The following is a 23,421-nucleotide window of genomic DNA, read 5'->3' on the forward strand; positions in this document are numbered from 1 at the left end:
CCTGATCTGACAAGGGAGACACCCCCATGGCTGGTAAGAGCTGCTGCGGCGGCGGTGGCGCGTCCACGGTCAACGTGACGATGCCCGCAGACAACGAAGTGGTCGTGCTGTGCGACCAGGCCACGGACGGCACAGTGACGCCCTTCCTGCGCCGCTACTCGGTCGCTTCGGACGGCACGGTCACGGCGACGGACACGGCCCTCGACGGCACCACCGCCTACGCGTCCACGGGCACGGTCACCACGTGCGGCGGCGCGGCAGAGGAGGAGTCGCCCGGCGCGGTTCCCTCCGGAAAGCAGATCATCGAGCGCTGCGGCTGCGATGACACGGACGGCGACGGCGTCGGCGACGTCCAGTACACGGAAATCTGGGCGATCGACCCGGACGGCGTGGACGCCCCCGCGCTCCTCGGCACCTACCAGGACGGGGACCTGACGCAGCCTTACACCCCGGTCGCGCCAGTCGACTGCACCACCGACGGCGACGTGTCCACGCCGACCACACCGGTCACCGTGCACTCTGGCGGCGCGAGCCTCGCCCCCTCCACCGCGGCGGCCCTGCCGGCCTCAGGGCTTCAGTCCGTGACCGTGACCACGCTGACCGGGAACACGGTGGTCGTCACGGACTCCGGGTCGGTCACCATCCCGGCGGGTGCCTCGCTCACGTGGTCGGTCACCCGCGACCAGGACCAGGCCCTCACCGTCACCTCGGTCACCACTGGGCCCGTTGCCTCCGCCCTGGTGGCGTGGACCTACGTCTGACCGTCCTTTGCCCCCTTGCGGCCCCCGGCGCCCCGCCACACGGCGGGCCCGGAGGCCGTTATCCCCCCTAGAAAGGGACACACGTGAGCGGAACCAGCGGTAGCTACAGTCCTGTCTCCCACGACCATGACGGGGTCGTTCTCGCGGCCGACTTCGACCTGATGCCGACGGCCGTCAATGACTGGACTGGTGTCGGCATCAACGTCACGCTGCCCAGGGCGGGCAAGTACCGCGTAGAGGCAGAGGTGAGGGCCGCGGTCGTGGGTGGCGGTTTCGTGACCGCCCGGTTTTTCAACACGACCGCCTCGGCGGCCGTCCCGCAGGCGCTGCGCCTCGTGAACCAGCTGAACGGCGTATCGCCCAGCACGGGCGCGAACAACACAGCGCCCATCACAGCGTTCGTGACGGTCAGCGAGCCGACGGTGATCCGGGTGGAGGCCATGCGCGGCGACGCCACCGGTAGCCAGACAGCAGCGACGATCACGTCCGGCGCGGCCGGGCAGACCTGGATGGGCTGGGAGCAGATCGGGTGAGCGGCACCGCGGGCTCCATCACGGCGTCGCAGCCCCACGGCGAGACACTGGGGGCGGATCTGGACCTTCAGGCCGTCGCGTCGGGCACGTGGGCGGCGACCACCGCGCAGGTCGTCCTGCCGGAGGCGGGCACGTACACCCTGTCCGTGGACTGCTTCTCGGAGCAGACCGGGACCACGCCGTGGGCCGTCGCGGTCAACGCCCGCCTGTTCAACGTCACCGACGGCGTGCCGGTGGGCGCCGCTCACCGCCTCCAGTACGTGAACATCAACGACCCCGGCGGCGGCACGGTGATGGCGCTCCAGAACGCTGCGGCCTTCAGCACCTTCCTGACCGTCATCGCGCCGACCACGGTCCGCGTGGAGGGCATGCGGCAGCACGTCGGCTTCAACGACTCCCGCCAGGCACACGTGGCCGCGCCCCGCCTGGGGTTCGTGAGGGTGGCGGGCTGATGGCAGGCACCTCCGGCGGCTACACGGTGCCGCACATGGGAGCGGATCGCATGAGCGGCTTGACCAGCAACCATTCTGAAAATGTGAGGGTTTGACTATGGCCGTCGGAGGCAACTTTTCCGCGTGCGGGTGTGGCGGCGGCTCGGACTGCCCGTCACTGACCACGCCGATCGCATCCACGGGGCTGTGCCTGCCTGACGGCACGCCCCTGGCCGTCGTAATGGAGCGGGACTGCTCCGGGAACGTGGCCCAGACCGGGTGGTTGAACCTGACCACCGGTTCCTACACCACGGGCGTGCCCCCGGCCGGCACGGCTGCCTGCGGCGACTCCCGCAGCATCACTGTCAGCGGCGTGTTCTGCGACGTCGCCGACGACGGCACCGTGCACGGCCTGGTACTCGTGGAGTACCACTACGCCGACGACGGATCGATCGATTCGGTGCGCCTGGTCGACGCCGCCACCGGAACCACCTACACGCTGCAAGGGCAGCTGACCGTCTGCCCCTCGGGCGGAGACGACGACGAGTCTCCGGGTGAGGCGCCGGCGGTCCGTCAGGTAGTCGAGCGGTGCGGCTGCGACGACAGCGACGGCGACGGGATCGGCGACATCCGGTACGTTGAGCTGTGGTCCGTCGACACGACCGGTGGGAGCCCGGCGTTCCTCATTGGCACCTACATCGACGGGGACTTCGACCAGCCGTACATCCCGGCGAACCCCGTCGACTGCCAGGACGCGGGCGGCGATGAGTCGCCGGGCGAGCCCACCCAGACATGCGCTCCGCAGATCGTGGAGCGCTGCGGCTGTGACGACAGTGACGGCGACGGTATCGGCGACGTCCGGTACACGGAGCTGTGGGCGATCGACCCATGCGGCGGAGACGCGCCCGCCCTGCTCGGCGCCTGGGTGGACGGGGACTTCGACCAGCCGTACACGCCGGTCGCGCCGGTCGACTGCATCGGTGGAGACGAGTCGCCGGGCGAGCTCGCGGCCGGGTTCGAGGTGGCGCCGGTCCCGCTGTGCGTCATCGACGACGCGTCCGGCAATGTCCTGCAGAACGTGCTCGCCGAGGTCGTGTACGACCAGACCACCGGCGACCGGACCGGCGTGCGGTACGTGGACCACGTCACCGGCGCCCCCGTCGCGCTGCCGGGCGGCACGCACCTGGGGGTGTGCCCGCAGACGGGAGCGTGCTCGAACTGCGAGACGCTGCTTCTGTGCGACGTCGACCCGACGTCCCCGTCCACGATCGCCGGGACCGCCGCGTCCGGGACGCTGTCCAACGGCGTCGGCTGGACCGCGACGGGCCCCGCACCGTTCGCCCCGTCCAGGCAGAGCGACGGCGCCGCATGGTGGGGGCTGGGCCTGTTCCCGAACACGACCGTGCCCGTCACTACGTGGACGTTCAACCAGCCCGTCACGGCCGAATTCAGCGTCGCGATGTCGCACCTGGCCGGCGCGGCAGCGGGCGGCAACACGGTCCAACTCCCGGCCGGGGCGCAGCCGCTCAGCCTGCCGCCCGGCTACACCTTCGACCGGGCCACCGGCGTTCTGTCTGCCGATGCCACGGTCACGGGCTGTCCCCAGATCCGGACCCCCAGCCGCGAGACTTCCGCCCGCTTCCGCCTCACCGGAGTGACGTCGTTCGCTCTTCAGTACCTGGGCGTGCGGGCCCTCGTCCCGGAATGCCAGGTGTTCGGGAACTGGGCCTTCGGCGCTGTTGACGTGTCCCTGGGCGGGCAGTTCCTGCGCACCACGTGCCGGGACTGCCAGGGCGAAGTCCTCGACGTCACCGACACCACCCTGGACGGGACCAGCCCCTACACCCCGACCGGCACCGTAGGGCTCTGCCACCCGCCGGAGGCCGAACCCTGCGCGTCCACGGTGCAGATCCTGCGCCTGTGCGACCTGAACCCGGCCGTCGAGCCGGGAGACGACGGCAAGCGGTGCGCGGTCCCGTTCCTGCGGCACCTGATCCACTCCTGCGACGGCGCCCTGGCCGAGACCCGCGACACGGAGATGGACGGCACCACGGCGTACACCCCGGTCAAGGTCGTCGACTGCGGAAGTGGCGGCGTCCCCGCCCTCTCTGAACTCCTGTGGCCGCAGACCGGCATCGCCGAGGACCCCGCCGGGGTGGCGCGGCAGGACTTTGTCTACACCGTCACCAACCCGGAGACCGGTGAGGTCGCCCAGGTCAAACTGCACGCGAGCAGCGCCTCGCCCGGCGGGTGCGGCGCGTACGACCCGGCGAACCCCGTCTTCAACAACCCGACGGTCTACACGCTCACCCTGGACGCTGCCGCCCAGGAGATGAGCACGTTCCGCCTGGACTTGCTCGACTTCGACACCTTCGAGGGCGTCACCGGCCTCAGCCCGCTCCCGTCCCGCGTCGAAGGAGACGTCACCTGGAACGGGTCGACGATCACGGCGAACCAGAGCAACAGCACGGCCTACGTCTACTTCGACAGCCCGCCCGCGCAGATCGCGTACCGGTACGGCAACACCGGCGGCGGCCTCGCCTGCACCTCCGTTCGCTTCCAGGGCATGACTCTCGTCCCGGACGGCTGCTGCGGGTGCGGCACTGGGGATGAGCCGTGCCGGAACGCGTCCACGCTGCTGCTGTGTGACCTCCCGCAGGACGGGGAGCCCGCGCTGACGGTGACGGACACGGACCCCACGCCGTACTACTCGGACCCGGTGGCTGCGCCCGTGACCGGGGCTCAGGCCTTGTGGGCTGGCGGAACGCTGGACCTGCCGCCGGGGACGGCGCCGCAGCCTGGGACGCTCGGCACGGTCAATACTCTCGCCGCCAAGCTGACCGCAGCGCGCCCGGCCTGTGACGATGGGACCGCCACGGTCACCGTGTCGGTCCTGGTCGCCCAGACCGGCCCGGACGACGCGTGCGGGGCCGCCGGGCACCTGCGCCTGTTCAACGGCACCCAGCAGGTCGCCCTGGAGGTCGTCCCGAACAACGCCCCGGTGGGCTGGTCTGCGACGCTCACCGCCACCGCTACCGTCCCCGCGGCGGACGTCGCGGCCGGGAACGTCGCCGTGGTGATGGCGCTTGACGCCTACGACTCCGGCTCCTGCACCCCTGACCCGCGCACCACCGGCTGGAACCTGTCCCAGTTCACGGCCAGCACCGTGTACGACCAGGACACGTGCGCGCACCAGATCCTCGCGAACGTGGTGGCCGACTGTGAGACCGGCCAGGTCATCGGCATCTCGTACACCGCGCTGGACGGCCAGGCATACGAGCCGACGGGTGAGGTCGGCCAGTGCCAGCCCACCGGGGGCGGTAGCGAACAGCCCTGCGGCGACACCGAGCTGCTCGCCCTGTGCGACACCGCTGCTGACGGCACCGTCACCGAGTTCCTGCGGGGGCTCACGTACGACTGTTCCGGCGCCCTCTCGGGAGTCTCGGACACCGGTCTCGACGGGGTCACCCCGTACACGGTGATTGGAACGGTCGGCCAGTGCCAGCCCGTCAGCTGTGACGTGACGCCGGTATGCCTGCGCCCGTCGGGGCAGATCGAGTTCATCTCCAATCCGACCGGGGTCACCACCGGCACCGATGCGGATTGGACGTGGGGGCAGAGCCTCACCGGGCCGTGGTTCCCGATGTACGAGGTCGGCATCTTCCCCGGGTGGAACACTGCCGATCCCGGCACCAGCGTAGGGACAGCGCACTGGGTGGCGCCGCACCCGGACGCCGGGGTCGCGAACACCGGCGAACCGGGCGAGGGGCCCACCATCTCGGCTGCCGTCCCGGACTGGTACGCGAGGGCGTCGTTTGCGCTTCCGTCGTTCGCTGACCCGGCGACCATCCGCATCGCGGCGACCGTCCTCAACGCGGACCAGCTCGCGGTGGAGTGGCGGCTGAACGCGGGCGCGTGGCAGCCGGTGAACAAGTCTCACGTCGATCCGCCCTACACGTTCCCGGCGACCGCCGTACCGGGCGCGCAGGCGGGCGTGAACGAGGTCCTGCTCCACGTCAACGAGAGCGTGTTCGGTAGCGGCGGGGCAGGCGTGATCATGCATCTCGTCGTCACGTACGACGTGGACGCGACCGCCTACATCCAGTGGACGCACATCGCCTGCTCCGACGGCACTGCCTATTACGTGGACGATGCCGGACAGCGGCAGGACGCGCTGCCGGACGGGGCGGCGCGCGTGCCGTGCCCGGGCGGTTCCGGTGTGTCGGTGGACACCGAGGTTCTGGCGCTGTGTGACGTCGACACGGACGGCACGAGCGTTGCGTTCCTGCGGTTCCTGACGATCGCCGAGGACGGCACCGTCACGGTCGCTGATACCGAACTGGACGGCGTCACCGCGTACACGACCGTGGGCACGGTCGTCGTGTGCGACCAGAGCGACGGCGCCGGGGACGAGTCCCCGGGCGCAGAGCCGTGCCGGGACGTGTCGACGTCGCTGCTGTGTGACGTCGCGTCGCAGTCCACGATCACGGTGTTCGACCCGCTGAACGTCCCAGGGGCGGACGGCTGGCAGGTGACCAGCTTTACCGGGTTCAACGCGGACGCGCCGCCCCAGGCGGCCATGCCGTACGACGCCGCGCACCCGGCCGGGTACCCGGCCTACATGGGCGCTCGGGACGACCTGTCTTCCGGGACGGCCACGGTGCTGTGGACGGACTACGACGCGGCGCCCGTGCGGTGGGTGCTGACCAAGCAGTTCACGGCGCCCGAGGACGGGATGGCGGTCGTGGAGGCGACCGGGTTCCGTGGTGACGGTGGCGCCCGGGTCCGGATCAACGGGCAGGACGTCGGCCTGTACGGGCAGTGGAACCAGCCGGCCGTGGGCGGCAGCTCGCAGGTGCCGGTGACGGCCGGGCCGAACGTGATCGAGATCGAGGTCCGCGACACCGGGGGCCCGAACACCGTGCAGGGCCGTCTCGACGTCACGATGACGCAGACGAACCAGTTCTTCCGCAAGCAGGTCACGGACTGCGAGACGGGCGCCGTTGTGTCCACGGTGGACACGACGCTCGACGGGCAGCCGTACACGGTCACCGGCACGGTCGGCCAGTGCGAGCAGGTACAGACGTGCTGCCCGCCCCCGGCGCCCGAGGCGCGCGTGGACCTGGAGACGCAGCTCCTGTGCATTCTCGACGCGGACGGGCAGTCGACCGGGCAAGTCATCGCCGAGTTCGTGTACGACGACCAGTCCGGCGACTTGATCGAGACCCGCTACAAGGACCCGACCAGCGGCGCCTTGGTGACGCTGGATCCGGCCGCGGTGCTAGGCGCGTGCCCGGCGAAGCCGTGCGGGGACACTGAGGGCGTACAGCTTTGCGACCTGACCTACGACCCGCAGGCCCCAATTCCGACCCCGGCGGGCGACTTCACGCTGACCGGGAACGTGGTAGCAGCCAACGGCGGCACGACCCTGTGGTTCGCCCAGGCCAACCAGGTGGCCAACGGCGTAGCTGAGCTGACCGTTGGCGGGCTGCTCCCGGCCGTGATGTATGAGTTCCGGTTCGCATCCGCGTGGATCGGTGCGGGAGCCCCCGACCCGGCCAACAACAACGCGATCTATCTGCTGGAAGTCCTCGACGGCACCACGGTGCTCGCCACGAGGACCCGGAACACCTCCAACGGGTCGAACGTGTTTCCGGGCGGTGTGCTGTCCGAGGACCTGCCGCCGCTGGCGTTCATCGCCCCCGCTACTGGCGCGGTCACCATCAGGTTCACGGACCAGACGACAGGCGGTGCGATCAACGACCGTGACCTGTTCCTGATGCCGATCGAGGTGCGGACGGCGGTGCTGACGGTCACCTCCACACCGTTCCTGCGGCGCTTCACCTTCGACTGCGACGGCGGCCTCACCTCGACCCAGGATTTCGGCCTGGACGGCGCCACACCGTATGTCGTGCAGGGCGAGGTCGGCTCGTGCGCCTCGTCCGGCGACGGCAGCTCGGTGACCGCTCCGACCGGCGACGTCGTGGACTGCGAGGACGGCAGCCGGGCGCTGCTCGTGAAGGTGTGCGACGCCAGCGAGGAGGCGCCGTGCCGGGACTCGACCACGATGCTGGTGTGCGACATCCCCGCGTCGACCACGACCGAGGTGGACGCGGACCTTACGGACTCGACCGGCGCAGCGGCCGGCGCTCCGGCCGGGTGGGGTGGCCCCGACCTGACGGGTCCGTACACGGCGCTGTGGTCGGGCGGGACGCTGACGATCCCGGCGACGGCCGGCCCGACCGCGCAGACGACCGCGGTGGCCGGTGTGCTGACTGCGGATGTCCCGGGCGGGTGCGACGCGGCGACGGGCACGCTGACGGTGTCGGTGAAGGTCACGAACGATGGCCCAGCCGCTGGGCAGGTGTGGGACGGCACGCTGCAACTCAAGAAGAGCGGGGTGATCCTCGCGGACGCTCCGTTCCCGCTCAGCGCGGCGGTGGGGCAGACGTTCGTGCGGACGGTGTCCGTGCCGGTCACGCTCGCTGACCTGGCGTCCGGTGAGCTGTACGTGCTCATGGGGTTCGAGACCTACCACCTCGGCGCCAAGGGCTGGACCGCGGAGGAGTTTTCCGCGGTGGTCGAGCTGGAGGGCTGCGAGGCCACCACGGCGACGCAGATCCTCCGGACGGTGGTCACGGACTGCGAGACGGGGGAGGTCGTCTCCACGTCGGATACGACCCTCGACGGGACGCCGTACACGGTGACCGGCGAGGTCGGCCAGTGCATCCCGGCCGACACTCCGGCGGCGTGCTGCCCGACGGGCGAGACTCTGGCCCTGTGCGACGTCGCCGACGACGGCACCACCACGGCGTTCCTGCGGCGCCTGACGTACACGCAGGACAGCGTCACCCCGGCCGTATTCGACACGGGCCTTGACGGGGCGACGCCGTACACCGTGGCGGGCACGGTCGGCGTGTGCAGCGCCGACACCAGCGACGAGTCTCCGGGCGATCCCTGCGGGGACACCGAACTCGTCGAGCTGTGCGACCTGGTGTACTCGCCCGAGCCGCCCTTCCCCACTCCGATGAGCGCGTTCGCCCGGACCGGCAACGTCAAGGTGGTCGGGGCCGGCCTGTACTACTCGGGCGGCAACGCCGCCCCGAACGGCGTCGCCACCCTCCCCGTCACCGGCCTCACCGGCGACACCGGGTACGCGTTCCGGTTCTTGACCAGTTGGGCGGGAAGCGGCGTGCCGAACCCGGCCGCGTCGGACGCGATCTACCTCGTGGAGATCCTTGACGGCACGACCGTCCTCGCCTCCCAGCAGCGCAACATCAGTAACGGGACAGGCGCCGCCACGGGATACGTGGACGAGACCCCGCTGTCGTTCACCGCTCCGGCATCGGGCGCGGTGACGCTGCGGATCTCGGACGTAAGCACGGGCAACGGCGCCGACCGGGACCTGATCGTCATCCCTACTGATGTGCGTTCCGGGGCACTGGCCGTTGGTTCGACGGCGTTCCTGCGGGCGATCACTTTCGGTTGCGACGGGTCGGCGACGTCGACTCACGACCTCGCGCTCGACGGCGTCACGCCGTACACGGTCGCGGGTGAGGTCGCGACGTGCGCGGCCGGAGGCGACGGAGCTACTACGACCGCACCCGGACCGGACACCGAGGCTGTGGTCTTGTGCGACCTGCCCGCCGACCCGGACGCCGACCCGGTGCCGTTCCTGCGGCTCCTCACGGTCACCGCAGACGGCACGGTCACGGCCGCTGACACGGCCCTGGACGGCGTCACGCCGTACACGGTGGCCGGAACGGTCGGAGTGTGCCCCGGGGCGCCTGACGGGCCGATCAAGGTCGTGGAGCAATGCAGGTGTGACCAGACGCCAGGCGGGGTCGTCGAATACGTCGAGCTGATCGCGGTCGCCGAAGACGGCACCCTGACCACGATCGGCACATACGACGAGGACTTCGCGCCCTACACGCCGGTCTCCCCGGTGGACTGCCCGGTCGAGGGAGCGCCCCCGGCTATGGGAGTCCAGGCCCGCAGGGTCGAACTCGCCCCAGGCGGCTCGTGGTCAGCGGCCGGGGTGACGCTGCTCCAGTCGGTTACCGCTGTCAGCCACGCCGGCAGCGGCACAGTCACCACCATGGACGGGGACAGCACCCTGCACGACGGTGAAAGCGTCACCTGGTCTGTGGCCAGGGACACGGATGCGGCCCTGACCGGACCTCTGACGATCACCGCAGGAACGGGCACGGTGACGATCGCGTTCACCACCGCGGTGACCCTGTGAGCGGTACCGACGGCAGTATCGGTACTCAGGGGCCGGTCGGTCCCGCTGGTCCTCAGGGACTGGCGAGACCGGCTGGCGCCCCGGGGCCTGAGGGCCCGGCGGGCACCTAAGGCCCCCAGGGGCTTCCGGGTGTTCAGGGGCCACACGGGCCGCCCGGCAACCCCGCTCCCGCGGGCCCCCGGATCGCCCGCGCGAAAAGCGTCACCAACAGCGGCGGGGACGTCGTCTTCACGTGGACACCCGCATTCTCTACGCCACCGATCGTGACGCTCACGGTCGAGGCCGGGGCGGGGTTCCGGTCGGTCCGTCTCGCCGCGAACGCGACCGGGTCGTCCACCGCCCACGTCGACGCCGCTCTGCCGGTCACGCTGCTCGCTGTCAGTCTCCTCGCGGCGCCAACACCGGCATCCGGGGTGACGGTCCACGCGATGCCGTAGAGGCCTAACGCGCGATCGCCGCGATCCGCCGAGTGCCTCGGAAATATAGGAAAACCATTCCAAAGAAGAAATAGCGCCGATCTGGTGAAAACGGTCAAAAAGGCGATCTTGAATGCGGTCTTCTGCCGATAGCAGGCGGGAGGTGACTTACACCTGCAGCTGTGACCCCCGATTTGAGGATCAAGATGCGCAGAAGTATCGCGGCCGCTTCGCTCGTTGTCGGCCTGGTGGCGGCTCTGGCCTGCCCCCTGCCGGCCTCGGCTGATCAGAGTGGGACCACGCCGGTGACGCTCTCGATTACCACAGGCACTATCGACATCACTGTGCCGACGGGGCCGGTGAGCCTGGGCACCGTGGCCGCCAGCAGCAGCCCCCAGACGGTCAGCGCGCAGCTGGGGAACGTCACCGTGGCGGACAACCGGGGTGGTACGACCGGCTGGGTCGTCACCGCGAACGGAACCGACTTCACCGGGCCGCAGAACATTTCGGTCTCCGCCCCTGGTTCCAGTAGCTACAGCACGCCGTCCGCCACGGTCACCGGCAACGCCATCGTCACCGCAAGCAACCTGGACCCCCTGTACCCGCCGGGTCCTGTCCAGACCGCCACCAGCGTGTCGGGGATCAACACCGCCGTGTGGAACCCGACCATCTCCGTCACGGTCCCGGCGGACGCTCTGGCCGGCACCTACAGCTCGACGATCACCCACTCCGTGGCCTGACCAGCACACCGAAATCACTGGGGGGATCTCCACCTTGCGCAGTTTCGTTCCCGTTTTGGCTCTGGTGGCCGCGGCACTCATCGCGGCCACCGGTGCTGCCTCACCTGCGACCAATGCAGCGGCGCCGCCACGTTCGTCGGACTCCGGCCAGGGAAGCGTCGGCGTACGTCTCGTCGACATCCCGGCCGACCTGGCCGACGATCCACGAGCACGGCACTACATCGTCGACAACCTGAGACCGGGCACGACCGTGCACCGCCGCATCGAAGTACTGAACACCACTGATTCCACCCTGCACGTCGAGGTGTATCCGGCCGCCGCCAGGATCACCCACGGCGCGTTCGTGGGGGCAGCCGGCAGGAAGCGGAATGAACTCTCGTCCTGGACAAAGCTGCGACGCAGGACGCTCGATGTGCCCGCCCACGGCACCCTGCGCGACACGGTGACAATCAGGGTGCCCAGGGACGCGGCGCCCGGCGAGCGCTATGCCGTGATCTGGGCGCAGGTCAGGGGCGATCGAGGTGGTGGTATCGCCCTGGTGAGCCGCACCGGGATCCGGATGTATCTCTCGGTCGGCGGCCACAACCCCCCGGCCCCGAACTTCAGCGCGCGCACCATGACGGCTGCACGTGGCCGGGACGGGCGTGCGATCGTGCGCGCCCAGATCATCAACACCGGGGGCCGCGCTCTGGACTTGTCCGGCACCCTGAAGCTCGCCTCGGTGTCGGGAAGCCTGAGCGCAGGGCCCTACCAGGTACAGCTTGGTACGAGCCTCGCACCCCATCAGTCCGAGCCGGTGATGATTTCCGTAACCGACGAAGTGGCCGACGGCCCCTGGCGCGCCACCCTTGAACTGAGAAGCGGGCTGCTCGTCAAGAAGTTCCACGCGAAGATCAGATTCCCGCACACCCACGGCATGGCCCCGGCAGCCGCGGTGGACGCCGAAGCGTCCGGCGGCGGCTCGCTCAAGACGCTGGTCGCGGGAATCCTCCTGGTGGGCACCGCCGTTCTGATCGTCACCAATCGCATCCGCCGCCGGCACGACAGAGGAACGGCCGCCGCGTAACAACCTCCCGGGCCAGCCTGGAGCCGGCCTGGGGGCGCCGTTTGAACGCGCCGGGTCAGACCACCGTGAATGTCGTTGCCCTTCAGCCCGAGCCCGAAGACGAGCGAGGATGCCGTTGTTCCGGGCAGCTTCCGCGCCGACGAGGAAGCCGGCGAAGGACTGCAGACCGCCAAGGCCCTTGATACAGGGGCGGACCGTCGGCGGAGCACGGCCACGATCTCGACCAGGACGGAGAACGTGAACGCGGCCCAGGCCGCCCAGCCGATGCAGCTGAGGACGACCAGGAACAGGGAACCGTCGTCCTGTTGCATCAGGTCGAACCCGCCGGCGAGTTCGGTCGGCAGGTGGCCCACCTTGAGGAGCAGGTACGGGACGCCACCGACCAGGGCCACCAGGCGGGCCAGGCCGAGCAGGGCCCGCAGCAGGACGCCGATGGCGCGCAGCGGGGCCGGGGTGCGGTGGGCCATGGTGCGGCTCAGCTGCAACTGCGGCGTCTTCGCGGCGTTCCAGGCTGAGCACCGCGGCGACCTCACGCTGGAGCCGCGTGGAGCTTGACCCGTCGTAGAAGCCACAGAGAGCGGCGCTATCGCCTGGCTATGCTGGGTGGTAGCGCTGCTGGTTTTGGGCCGGGCTGCCAACGCAAGTCTGTTGGAGGCCCTAGATGTCCTGCCCCCTGATCGCGAACGCGGACACGATCCGCGTTACCCGGGTTGACGGCTGTGGTCGCCCGGTCTGTGGCGAAGACAACGGATTCGTCTTCGACTGCTTTGCTTCACTCCAGATGAACCCGAATGTCGAGGACGGCGAGGACGTCGAGTACAAGGCGGCGAACGGCCGCGTGTGCGGCTTCAAGCGCGGCTGCCCGAGCTTCAAGGGCTTCGACACCGAGCTCAACTTCTTCAGCGTCAGCCCCGAGTTCATTGAGATCACCACGGGCAACCCGGTGGTCTACGGGTACGACGGGAAGCCGATCGGCTACGACGACTGCTCGATTCAGTGCAACTCCGGGTTCGCTTTGGAGCTGTGGGCTGAGGTCCTTGGCGCGGAGGCCTGTGAGGCCACCGGCGCGGGCGAGGGCGCGTGGATCTACTTCCTCCTCCCGTGGGTCACCAACGGCATGCTCGGGGACCTGGAGGTCGGCAGCGAAGCCGCGTCGCTCACGCTGACCGGTGCGACCCGTGCGGGCGGCGGTTGGGGCACCGGCCCGTACGACGTCATGCCGCTCGATGCGGCCGGCACCGCCGGGCCGCTCCTCACCCCGCTCGGCGCGACCTGCCACCGCAGGACGTTCATCACGACCGTCGCCCCGCCGGAGCCCGTGTGCGACTACACCCCGGTCACCGGCGGCCTCTGCCTGGCTTCCTGACCATGGGTGTACCCGACATCGTGGTACCGGTGAGGGAAGGGGCCGTCAACGAGCAACTGCGCTACGCGCTGCGCTCGTGGGCGGCCCACCTTCCGCACGGCCGGGTGTGGCTTGTGGGGCACCGGCCGCAATGGGCGGCCGGTGTCGGGCACATCCCGACCCGGCAAGCGGGCACCAAGTACCAGAACACCACCGTGGCGGTGCGTGCGGCGTGTGAGCACCCCGACGTCTCCGAGCACTTCTTGCTGTGCAACGACGACTTCTTCGCCATGCACCCCGTGGCGGAGATGCCCGTCTTCCACCGCGGGCCGGTGCGGAGGGTGGAGGCGTACTACGCCGCCCGCGCCTCGGGGAAGTACCTGCGCGGCATGCGGGAGACCAGAGAGCTCCTGGAGAGCCTGGGGCACCCCGAGCCGCTGTCCTACGAGTTGCACGTCCCGCTTCCTGTCGAACGGGCCGGCATGCTCAACGTGCTTGAAGTGGGACGCGACTTGGACGTCCTCCACAAGCGATCCCTGTACGGCAACCTTGCACAGCTCGGCGGCACGGAGATCCGGGACGTGAAGATCCTGCACCGGGCACCGCGCGGCTACGGGCCGGACAGCCCGTTCCTGTCGACGATGCCCGACTCTTTCGCGCGCGGGCACGTCGGCCAGTTCATCCGCCGCGCCTTCCCCGAGCCGAGCCGGTACGAGACGAGGAGGCGCTGATGCCGCTCCAGATCGGCCCCTGCGACGCCTGGCCCGTCTCGCTGTGCTGCGACGTCCCGGAAGGGATGGAGCAAGCTGAGGTGGACCGCTGGGCCCGCGTTGCCTCGCAGATCCTTTGGGGACTGTCCGGCCGACGCTGGGGCCCGTGCCCCGTCACCGTGAGACCTTGCAGGCGATCCTGCGCCGGAGACGACTTCTTCAGCTTCCAGACGGGCACAGGCACCGGCCCGTGGATCCCGTACATCGGCTCCGACGGCATCTGGCGCAACGCCTCGACGTGCGGCTGCAAGTCGGACTGCTCATGCGGTGAGCTCTGCGAGGTCTACCTGCCCGGCCCGGTGTACGACGTCGTCGAGGTGCTCGTTGACGGCGAGGCCCTGGTCCCCGAGGCGTACCGGGTCGACTCGGCCGGCAAGCTTGTGCGCACCGACGGCGAGTGCTGGATGGACTGCCAAGACATGTCCGCGCCGACCAGCGAGCCGGGGACGTTCGCGGTGACGTACCGGTGGGGCCTTCCGCTCGATGACGCGGCGATCGCCGCCGTGTCCGACCTGACGTGCCATTTGCTGAAGGGCTGCGGCGGTGCAGGCTCCTGCGGCTGCAAGTCGAACCGGAATCTGACGCGCATGGTGCGTCAAGGCGTCGAGATGGAGATGCCCGACCCCACGCTGCTCTACAGCGAGGGCCGGACCGGTCTACCGCTCGCAGACCTGTGGTTGAGCATGGTGAACCCATACCGGATGACGTCGCCGTCCCGTGTCTACTCGCCGGACTTCAAGCGCCCGCGAGTGACGACATGGCCCTGACCCCCCTGGCGATCCACGACCTGACGGAAGCCGTCCTCGGCTGCGTGTGCGTCGCTCTCGACCGCACCGCGTCCCAGATCGGCGGGCAGCCGGGCTGTCCTTCCTGCCGGGCCTGTGTGGTGCCTGGCAGCGTGGCGTGGGACTCCTGCGACGACCCGTGCGGCGCGGAGTCCGCCGGTGGGCAGCTCACCGTTTCGGTGGCGCGGATCTTCCCGTCCACGGATGCCGACTTCCCTGCCGAGGCCCGCGTCGTGCAGGGAGTGCGTGGCTGTGCCCCGCCGACGGTCACCGGCCTGGAGTTGGTCGTCACGCTGCTGCGCTGCGCCCCGACGTTCACCGAGACCGGCTGTCCGCCCACCTGTGACGAGTTGTCGGCGGCGGCGCAGGTCCTCCACGTCGACATGACGACGGTCTTCAATGCCCTCCTGTGCTGCCTGCCCGGCACCGAACAGCGGCCGCGCGGGCGGAGGTTCGTGATGGGCGTTCAGCGGACCGTCGGGCCGGAAGGAGGGTGCGTCGGCCTGGAGCAGCGCGTCACCGTGGCGTTGCCGGGCTGCGGGCAGTGCCCCGATGACGAGGAGTCGCCGTGAGCGTTGAGGTGCGGATCGACTCCGGCAAGATCTCCCGGCTGCTGCGGCTGCGCGGTGGCCGAACGGCGCGGAAGCTGGCCGAGCGGACAGAGAGGGTCGCCCGAATCGCGGAACGCGAGGCGCCGGGCTCCATGGGCAGCTACATCACCTGGAAGGTCACGGACGGGCCGAAGGGCCTCCAGGGCGTCATCGTGTGTGATCACCCCAAAGTGAGGTTCGTCCTCGACGGAACCAGGCCGCACATCATCCGCCCGCGCCGCGCCAAGGCATTGCGGTTCGAGGTCGGCGGTCGCGTGGTGTACGCCGCGTACGTCCGGCACCCTGGCACGAAGCCCAACAACTTCTTGAAGCGCGCTCTTCGCGAGGGCCGCTGACCGAGCCCCGGCTGTGCGGAGTTGATCCGGGAATCGACTGAGCCCCCTGCTGATGCTGTTCGGCAGGGGGCTCAGCTGAACTACCAGTCAGGACTGGCGTACCCGGGACTCACAGTAGTCGAGCGGCAACAGTGGGTCAGGCCGCTTCCGCAGCTCGATGAGCTGGAGCTGCTCTACCCTTCCCCGTACGCCGCTGGTTTTGGGCCGGGCGACCGCGCGGGAGACAAGGGCACACCCGTGAAGAAGACGTTCGCGCTGAACACTGAACCCCACGTCGCCGATGTCGGCGGCGTCGAGCTGCTGTTCCAACCTGAGGTCATGGGCGATGACTTTATGGATGCGTACCAGTCGCTCATTGATGCCCAGAAGTCGAGCGGCGTGAGCCTCGACGACCTGGCGGGCGTCGACCCCGCCCAGCTTCGCAACGTGTCCCGTGCGCTGCGTGACTTCCTCGCTCGCCTCATGCTGCCGGAGTCCGCCGAGCTGTTCACCCGCGTCGACGTCGTCGTGGACGGGAAACTCGTGGAGTCGTTCGCGGACGCAGCCGAGGCAGAGGAGTACGCGGCGGAGCTCGCGAACGCCCGGATCGTCGACGGGCTGCGCCTCCCGGACCGCGTCCTGGTCGAGCTCCTGGAGTGGGTCGTCGAGCTGTTCGGCGGTGGCAATGGCCAGCGCCCTCCTACGTCGTCTGGCGGCTCTGCGGCATCATCGCCGCCGCCTGGGAGGCGTGGGATGGGAGTCTCGCCCTCCAAGGCGTCGACCCGCACACGTGGCCGCTGAAGCGGATGCTGAACGCCGCTGAGGCGGCCATGGAGGCGGCAGCCGAGGACGACGCCGAGAGGCAGCGGAACCGGGCCAAGCTGTACGCGCCGCCCGGAGGCCGGCGCCGCACCCCGGCGGGGAGGCAGGCCAGTCCGACCGGAGCGGGTCTCGACATGGCCCGGGCGCAGTCGCTTGCCGCACAGCTCGCGGCTGAAGACGCCAATCTCACGGGTGGCCGCACCGGCTAGTCTGGAGATCACGGCCGGGCTGCACGCCTGCCGTACGCCGTTGGTTTTGGGCCAGGCAATCCTCTGCACTTGCGTGAGGTTGCCTGGTGGCCGGCGAGGACGAAGATTACGGCTCGGCGCGGATCACGATCGTCCTTGATCCGGCGGACGCTGTTGCTGATGCCCGCGATCTCGGTCTGCGTATCCAGCGAGCTTTGGACCGGGCGACGCGAAACACGGGCGCCCAAATCCGCAGGAACATCCAGCGGGGTCTTGACGCCACCTCGGTCTCTGTCCGGGTCGACCCGGACCTGAGCCGCTTCGACGCGGCGCTCCTGCGCGGCCTGAGCAGCCTGCAGAGCATCAACCTTCCGGTCGCACCGGATCTGACCGGGTTCCTTGAGCGCATTCGCGCGCTGCTCGCGGGCCAAGAGGTCTCGATCCGTGTGGTCCCCGACCTCGACGACTTCGATGCCCGTATCCGGGCGCACAACCCGCCCGACATCACGGTCAACGTCAACACGAACGTCGACAGCGACCGGTTCAGTCGTGCCCTGTCGGGCCTTGCCGGGATCGCGGGCAGGGTCGGGTCGGCGCTGACGGGTCTGTTGAAGTTCGGCGCTATCGGCATTGCCGCGGCCGGGGCCGCACAGGGCGTTCTCGTGCTCGGTGCTGCTCTCGCTCCGGCGGCCGGGATCATCGCCGCGTTTCCGGCGTTGATCCTCGGGTTCCAGGCGGCCCTTGGCGCGTTGCGTCTGGCGCTCACTGGTGTCAGCGAGGCGTTCGGGGCGGCGCTGACCGGTACCGGCGAGGAGTTCACGAAGGCACTGGAGGACCTCTCCCCGGCGGCGCGCGCTGCGGCGAGGGAAGTCCGGGCGATGAAGCCCGCGTTCGACCAGCTGCGGAACAGCGTCCAGGATGCGTTCTTCTCCCAGTTCGAGGGGCAGCTCACCGCGGTCGGGAAGGCGCTGAACGGGCCGCTGCGCCAAGGGTTGACGAACATCGCCGCCCAGTGGGGGCGTGCCGCGCGCGGGGTTGCCGGCTACCTCCAGAGCGCGAAGGGCGTCTCGAACGTCAAGAGCATCCTCGGCGGCGCGGAGGCGGCGGTCGGAGGCCTCGCCACCACCACGAACAAGCTCACGGCTGGCTTTCTTCAGGTCGCGGCCGTCATCTCCGACCGGTTCGGTGCCGAGCTGGCGTCGGGGATCTCGAACGTCGGCGAGCGGTTCGGAGAGTTCCTCCAGCGGATCGCCTCGGGCGGGGACGCGGTGCGCTGGGTCGACCAGGCGCTCACGGTCTTCGCCCAGCTCGGCGGCATCCTCCAGAACGTCGGGTCGATCATCTCGAGCGTCTTCAACGCGGCGAACGTGTCGGGTGCCGGGTTGCTGGCGAACATCCAGAAGATCACCGGGTCGTTCGCCGCGTTCGCGAGCAGCGCCCAGGGCCAGGAGGCCATCGGGAACATCTTCCGGACGGTCGGCACGATCGCGGCGCAGCTCGGCCCGATCCTGGCGGCCCTCGTCACACAGATCGGTGCGATTGCGCCCGCTCTCGCCCCCGTGTTCTCTGCCCTCGGCCCGGCACTCACCGGGTTGATCAATTCGCTCGGTCCGGCGCTCGCAGCGATCGCCCCGTCGCTGCAAGGTGTTGCTACCGCGCTCGCCCAGGCATTCGCCGCCATCGGCCCATCGCTTGGTCCCCTCGGAGCCGCGATCGGGGCCGTGATCACCGCACTTGCCCCGCTCCTGCCGCTCGTCGGCGAACTCGTCGCCGTCATCGCGCAGATGCTCGCCCCGGTCTTGCAGAACCTGGTGGCACTGTTCGCACCGATCATCCAGGCTCTCGTCGGCGCCTTGATGCCGGTCCTTCCACAGGTCGCCCAGGCGTTCACGATGCTCGTGACCGCCATGCAGCCCCTGTACGCGGGCGTCGGCCAGGCGGTCGCGCAACTCGTCGCGAGCCTGGCGCCGGTGCTGTCGACGCTGGGGGACGTCCTCGGGCGGGTAGCGGCTGCGGTCGTGCCCGTGCTCACTGCCCTGGTCGACGGGCTGCTCCCGGTCCTCCCGCCGATCGTCGCGGCGTTCGACGCGGTCGTGCAGGCGATTATCCCGATCCTGCCGCCGATCGCCCAGCTCGCCGAGGCCCTCGCCCCGCTGAACGCCCTCGCGATCCAGCTGATCGGCTCGATCCTTCAGGTCGGTGTGGGGTTCGCGTCGTGGACGATCATCAACGCCGTTGTCCCGATCATCCAGGGTGTGGTGACTGTGCTCGCCGGCCTGATCAGCGGGCTTGCCTCGGCAATCACGTTCATCACCAACTTGCCGGGCCAGATCCTCGGCGCGCTGACGTCCCTCGGGACGACCCTGGTGACGTTCTTCACCGGCCTGTGGCAGAGCATCGTGACCGGTGTCCAGACTGGCCTTGCCGCAGTGGTCGGGTTCTTCACCGCCCTGCCCGGACAGATCATGGCGTTCCTCGCGGCACTGCGAGGGATGCTGATCAACCTGTTCACATCGGCGATCGCCGCGCTGGTCATCGCGGTCCTCACGGGCATTGCTGCGCTGGTCTTCGTTTTCACCGAGCTCCCCGGCAAGGTGGTTTCCGCGCTCGCCTCCCTCGGCGCGTCGATCATGGGCGCGCTGCAGTCCGCGTTCACGTCGGCGACGACAGCCGTCGCCAGCTTCGTGGCCTCGGCGGTCGCGTTCTTCTCCGCGCTGCCCGGACGGATCGGCGCAGCACTGGCGGCGCTGCCCGGCCGGGTCGTAGCGCTGTTCCAGAGCGCCGGGACTTCAGCGCTGTCCACGGCCCGGTCGTTGGGCGCCTCAGTCGTGACGTTCTTCGCTGGGCTGCCAGGGCGCATCGGTTCGGCGCTGTCGTCGCTGGGGTCGCGCATCGCGGGCGCTTTCCGTAGTGCGCTGGGGTCGGCGCGGTCCGCGGTGAGTTCGCTGATCTCCAGCATCGTCAGCCTGTTCTCGTCCCTGCCGGGGAGGATCGTGGCGTCACTCGGCAACATCGGCGCGCAGATCATCGGCAAGATCAAGGGCGGCCTTCCCAGTTCCGTGAGGTCGCTGCTCCCATTCGCCAACGGCGGGATCGTCACCTCGGCCACACCTGCGTTGGTCGGCGAGGCCGGACCCGAGGTGATCATTCCGCTCACGCGCCCCCAGCGGGCACGGCAGCTTGCGGAACAGTCGGGGCTCCTCGACATCCTCGGAGCCGGTAAGGCCTCCGCCGACAGGGCGAGCAGTGCAGGCACGACATCGATCACGAACACCTTCCACATCACCGAGGTCGGCGACGCGCATGCGACAGCTCACCGGGTGATCAACCGAATGGCATTGGCGGCGGGGATCTGATGGCGCTTGAGTGGTGGCTCCAGTTCGGGGCGACGGAGATCGCAAATTCCGCCCGCCTGGCCGCTTACCTCCAGTCGGTCGGGAGCCCGCTCGACAGCGTCACGGCGTGCGGCTGTGAGACGTTCGACGCCGTCCTGGTGGGCGACGAGCCGTACACCACCCCCGAGGCGGACGGCGCCCCGTGGTACGACCCGGACGTGGCCGAGTCCGCCGACTTTGCGGGCCTCCTGGTCCTCTCCGTCGACGGTCTCGATGATCACCCGGTTCAACGGACCGTGACGCGGTCGGCGGCGGGCAGTGCCGCCCTGGGGCCGGCCCGCATCCTGCCGCGCACCATCACGGTCACCGCGGTACTCCTGGGTGCGACCTGCTGCGCCGTCAACTACGGTCTGCGGTGGCTCGCGCAGGCCCTCGAAGGGTGCACAGGTGCAGGCTGCGGAGGGTGCACAGGCGCAGGCTGCGCAGGGGGCGACCTGTCGCTGTTCAACTGCTGCCCGGCCGAGTTCGAGGAGCCGGACGTGTTCGCCGCCCAGCACCGCAGGACCTTGCGCCGTGTCGCCCTGGTCGAAGGACCTCGCGTCGTCGCCCGCACCGGCAACGGTTGTACCGGCTCCGGTGGCTGCTCGACCGGCGCGGACATCCTCACCGTGGAGTTCGTGCTCACCGCGGCCACACCGTGGGCGTGGGGCGACCCGGTGCCCGTGCTCGACGTCCAGATCCCGACAGACGACGGGACCGAGTGCATCACCTGGTGCGTGCACCGCAGCATCGACGATCCGTACGACCCGGTGTGTATCGAGCTGGGCGACACGTGCCCGCCCGGCTCCGTGTCGGTGGAGCTCACGGACGCCGCGTGTGCTCTGCCGTGGCCGGACCGCGAGACGCTTGACCTGCCCTGTGACACCACGTGTCGCCTGGCAGCCTGCCCCGACATGGACGCCCTGTGTGGCGACCCGACATGCCGTACCCCGGCCCCGCCGGTGGCGCCTCCGCCCGAGACGTGTTTCTGCAGTGCGCTCGCCGTCAACACCGCGGTGTACGAGCTGGACGTGAGCTCCCGGCCCGGGTGGTTCGGTGCCGCTCCGCTCATCACGTTGGATGCGGGCAGCAAGGCCCTGCGGCACGTCACGGTGACGTTCTTCGAGCGCCGTGAGGAACACGCAGGCATGTCTTGCGAGGAGGTCGCTGAAGCAGAGCGGTGCAATCCGCACAGCGTCTTCGAGATCGCGTATGTACCCGTGGGCGGCTCCGTGGTCCTGGACGGGGAGGTGGGGCGCGCGTCGGTGGCGTGCGCCGGAACGTGGGAGAGCTCTTCCGACGCCTACGGCCGCAACGGGGGACCGCTCCAGTTCCCGCTGCTCGACTGCCCGAACTACTGCGTCCTGATCGAGGCCGACGCGATTGCCACGCCGGCCGACGACGCCACGATCTCGATTGCCCTGTCCGGCCGCGAGTACTGACCGCCCGGCCCAGACCGGCCGCGCGGGCTACGCTGACGACGCCGCTGGTTCTGGGCCGGGCGCCCCTCGACACGAGGAGTGCGCCCTATGCCAGTTGGCTGCGGATCACACACCGCCCGCATCATCGACCGCGACGGCGCTGTCGTCGCCAACGCTGACGTCCTGCTCTCCGTGGAGTGGGCCCGAGTGCTGGACGACATTTCGACCGCCAAAATCCTGGTGCAGCCGGACGGGGACTGCTGCGCTCAGCTCGCACGAGTCCGCTCATGGCGGCACAAGCTCGCCATCTACCGCGACGGTCATCCCTGTTGGGAGGGGCCGATCCTCACGCCCGAGTGGAACGCTGACGGCACGGTGGAGATCCAGGCCGCGGACATCCTGGCGTGGCTCGACAGGCGGGTTCCGCACGCCAGCATCCGGTTCACCGGCGAGGAGCTGGCGAAGATCGCACTGTGGCTGATCGAGGACGGGTTCGCCCCGGACGACCCCGGGCACAGCGTTGAAGTCATTGCTCCGACCCGTATTCGTGGTGATCGCGAGTACGAGATGGATGTCGGCCAGACCGGCGACCACTTGCGGGACTTGGCCGAGACAGGACTCGACTACACCGCGGTCGGCTCGAAGGTCCTGCTGATGCCCGAGGAGCATTGCGGCCGCGTCGGGTCCCTGACTGACGCGGACTTCCCTGATGGCCTGGTCATCGTCGAGGACGGCCTTGCGCTGGCTACCCGCTGGGTGATCCACGGCAAGGACGACGTGAAGGGTGAGGCGGGCGGCATCCACCCGTACTACGGGCTGCTGGAGCGCTCCGTTGAGGAGACGTCGGTGCTGGACGAGGCGTCCGCGACGCTGGCGGCCCGGTCCCGGTGGCGGGCGAGCTCACCGGCCCCGGTGTTCATCGACTCGCAGCAGACGACCCTTTCGCCGGAAGCAGCGATCGATATCCCTTCCCTGGTGCCTGGCTGGTGCGTGGACGTCACCACCACGGCGACGTGCCGGAACATCTCCCAGAGTCTGAAGATCGTCGGGATGAAGGTCGTGGAAGACGCCGACGGCGAACGCGTCACCGTGCAGCTCACACCGGCAGGGGTCTGACATGGCGCTCCGTGGATCCTCGGCGAGGCGGTCGGTCGAAAGCCCTCTGACCGGTGTGCTGCGTGACCTGGACCGGCGCACCCGGTCGGTGGAGAACCAGAGGCCGCGCCCCGGCCCCGCAGGGCCCCAAGGGAATGAGGGGCAGGAGGGGCGCCCGGGACCGCCGGGTCCGCCGGGCCCGCCAGGCCGGGCTCCGGTTGCTGCGGTTGTCACGACAGGGCAGGACGGACGGGCGACATGGACATACGAGACGCCGCTCACTGCGGCACCGGTCGTCGGCGCGCTCCCGGTCGACGCGGCTCCGGATGGCGTGTCGACGCTCACCGTCGTACTGGAGCGGGCGACGCCGACGCAGGCGACGGTGCGAGTGTGGCGGACCCGGGCCATCCTCGGCCTCGGCCTTCTGCCTGCTGTGCCGGCCGGGGCAGGCATCGCCGTCCACCTGACCGCAACACCGCAGCCGACGCAGCAGCTAACCTCGTA

At 69.7% G+C, this 23,421-nt stretch carries 18 protein-coding genes; all 18 read left to right on the forward strand.

Annotated features, from left to right (window positions below; translation table 11 throughout):
• Positions 1-26: 26 nt before the first annotated feature.
• On the forward strand, positions 27-761 hold the full coding sequence (locus ACIA8E_RS07515; protein ID WP_399295522.1) for a hypothetical protein: 735 nt from the start codon (positions 27-29) through the stop codon (positions 759-761).
• 83 nt (positions 762-844) lie between these two features.
• The gene (locus tag ACIA8E_RS07520) at positions 845-1,294 is read left to right on the forward strand and encodes a hypothetical protein (RefSeq protein WP_399295524.1); all 450 of its coding nucleotides are present in this window, start codon (positions 845-847) and stop codon (positions 1,292-1,294) included.
• Positions 1,291-1,746 (forward strand): hypothetical protein, encoded by a 456-nt coding sequence (locus tag ACIA8E_RS07525; RefSeq protein WP_399295526.1) that lies wholly within the window; start codon positions 1,291-1,293, stop codon positions 1,744-1,746. Before ACIA8E_RS07520 ends, ACIA8E_RS07525 begins: the two co-directional genes overlap by 4 nt.
• Before the next feature lie 262 nt (positions 1,747-2,008).
• Complete coding sequence (locus ACIA8E_RS07530; protein WP_399295528.1) at positions 2,009-9,970, forward strand: hypothetical protein; 7,962 nt, start codon at positions 2,009-2,011, stop codon at positions 9,968-9,970.
• A gap of 263 nt (positions 9,971-10,233) precedes the next feature.
• A complete protein-coding gene (locus ACIA8E_RS07535; protein ID WP_399295530.1) occupies positions 10,234-10,407 on the forward strand; it encodes a hypothetical protein in 174 nt (57 codons plus the stop codon).
• 185 nt (positions 10,408-10,592) lie between these two features.
• Positions 10,593-11,126, forward strand: a complete 534-nt coding sequence (locus ACIA8E_RS07540) for a hypothetical protein (RefSeq protein ID WP_399295532.1) — start codon at positions 10,593-10,595, stop codon at positions 11,124-11,126.
• A 34-nt stretch (positions 11,127-11,160) separates the two neighbouring features.
• Positions 11,161-12,192 (forward strand): hypothetical protein, encoded by a 1,032-nt coding sequence (locus tag ACIA8E_RS07545; RefSeq protein WP_399295534.1) that lies wholly within the window; start codon positions 11,161-11,163, stop codon positions 12,190-12,192.
• Positions 12,193-12,497: 305 nt separating this feature from the next.
• Complete coding sequence (locus ACIA8E_RS07550; protein WP_399295536.1) at positions 12,498-12,707, forward strand: hypothetical protein; 210 nt, start codon at positions 12,498-12,500, stop codon at positions 12,705-12,707.
• A 266-nt stretch (positions 12,708-12,973) separates the two neighbouring features.
• Positions 12,974-13,558: a hypothetical protein gene (locus tag ACIA8E_RS07555; protein ID WP_399295538.1), complete on the forward strand. Its 585-nt coding sequence runs from the start codon at positions 12,974-12,976 to the stop codon at positions 13,556-13,558.
• A gap of 2 nt (positions 13,559-13,560) precedes the next feature.
• Positions 13,561-14,268: a hypothetical protein gene (locus ACIA8E_RS07560; protein WP_399295540.1), complete on the forward strand. Its 708-nt coding sequence runs from the start codon at positions 13,561-13,563 to the stop codon at positions 14,266-14,268.
• Positions 14,268-15,074: a hypothetical protein gene (locus tag ACIA8E_RS07565; protein WP_399295542.1), complete on the forward strand. Its 807-nt coding sequence runs from the start codon at positions 14,268-14,270 to the stop codon at positions 15,072-15,074. The genes ACIA8E_RS07560 and ACIA8E_RS07565 overlap by 1 nt, the downstream gene beginning before the upstream one ends.
• Complete coding sequence (locus ACIA8E_RS07570) at positions 15,065-15,664, forward strand: hypothetical protein (protein WP_399295544.1); 600 nt, start codon at positions 15,065-15,067, stop codon at positions 15,662-15,664. The genes ACIA8E_RS07565 and ACIA8E_RS07570 overlap by 10 nt, the downstream gene beginning before the upstream one ends.
• Positions 15,661-16,038, forward strand: coding sequence for a hypothetical protein (locus ACIA8E_RS07575; protein ID WP_399295546.1), 378 nt, complete (start codon positions 15,661-15,663; stop codon positions 16,036-16,038). Before ACIA8E_RS07570 ends, ACIA8E_RS07575 begins: the two co-directional genes overlap by 4 nt.
• A 237-nt stretch (positions 16,039-16,275) precedes the next feature.
• Positions 16,276-16,818 carry a hypothetical protein gene (locus ACIA8E_RS07580; protein WP_399295548.1) on the forward strand — a complete coding sequence of 181 codons (543 nt, stop codon included), beginning with the start codon at positions 16,276-16,278 and terminating at the stop codon, positions 16,816-16,818.
• Positions 16,819-16,823: 5 nt separating this feature from the next.
• Positions 16,824-17,048: a hypothetical protein gene (locus ACIA8E_RS07585; RefSeq protein WP_399295550.1), complete on the forward strand. Its 225-nt coding sequence runs from the start codon at positions 16,824-16,826 to the stop codon at positions 17,046-17,048.
• A gap of 86 nt (positions 17,049-17,134) precedes the next feature.
• Positions 17,135-20,383, forward strand: coding sequence for a hypothetical protein (locus ACIA8E_RS07590; protein ID WP_399295552.1), 3,249 nt, complete (start codon positions 17,135-17,137; stop codon positions 20,381-20,383).
• The gene (locus tag ACIA8E_RS07595; protein WP_399295553.1) at positions 20,383-21,843 is read left to right on the forward strand and encodes a hypothetical protein; all 1,461 of its coding nucleotides are present in this window, start codon (positions 20,383-20,385) and stop codon (positions 21,841-21,843) included. Before ACIA8E_RS07590 ends, ACIA8E_RS07595 begins: the two co-directional genes overlap by 1 nt.
• Positions 21,844-21,930: 87 nt before the next feature.
• Positions 21,931-22,938: a hypothetical protein gene (locus ACIA8E_RS07600; protein ID WP_399295555.1), complete on the forward strand. Its 1,008-nt coding sequence runs from the start codon at positions 21,931-21,933 to the stop codon at positions 22,936-22,938.
• Positions 22,939-23,421: the final 483 nt, after the last annotated feature.

Origin of the sequence: Streptomyces sp. NPDC051664, assembly GCF_044453545.1 — a bacterium.
In the GTDB taxonomy this organism is placed as follows: Bacteria; Actinomycetota; Actinomycetes; order Streptomycetales; family Streptomycetaceae; genus Streptomyces.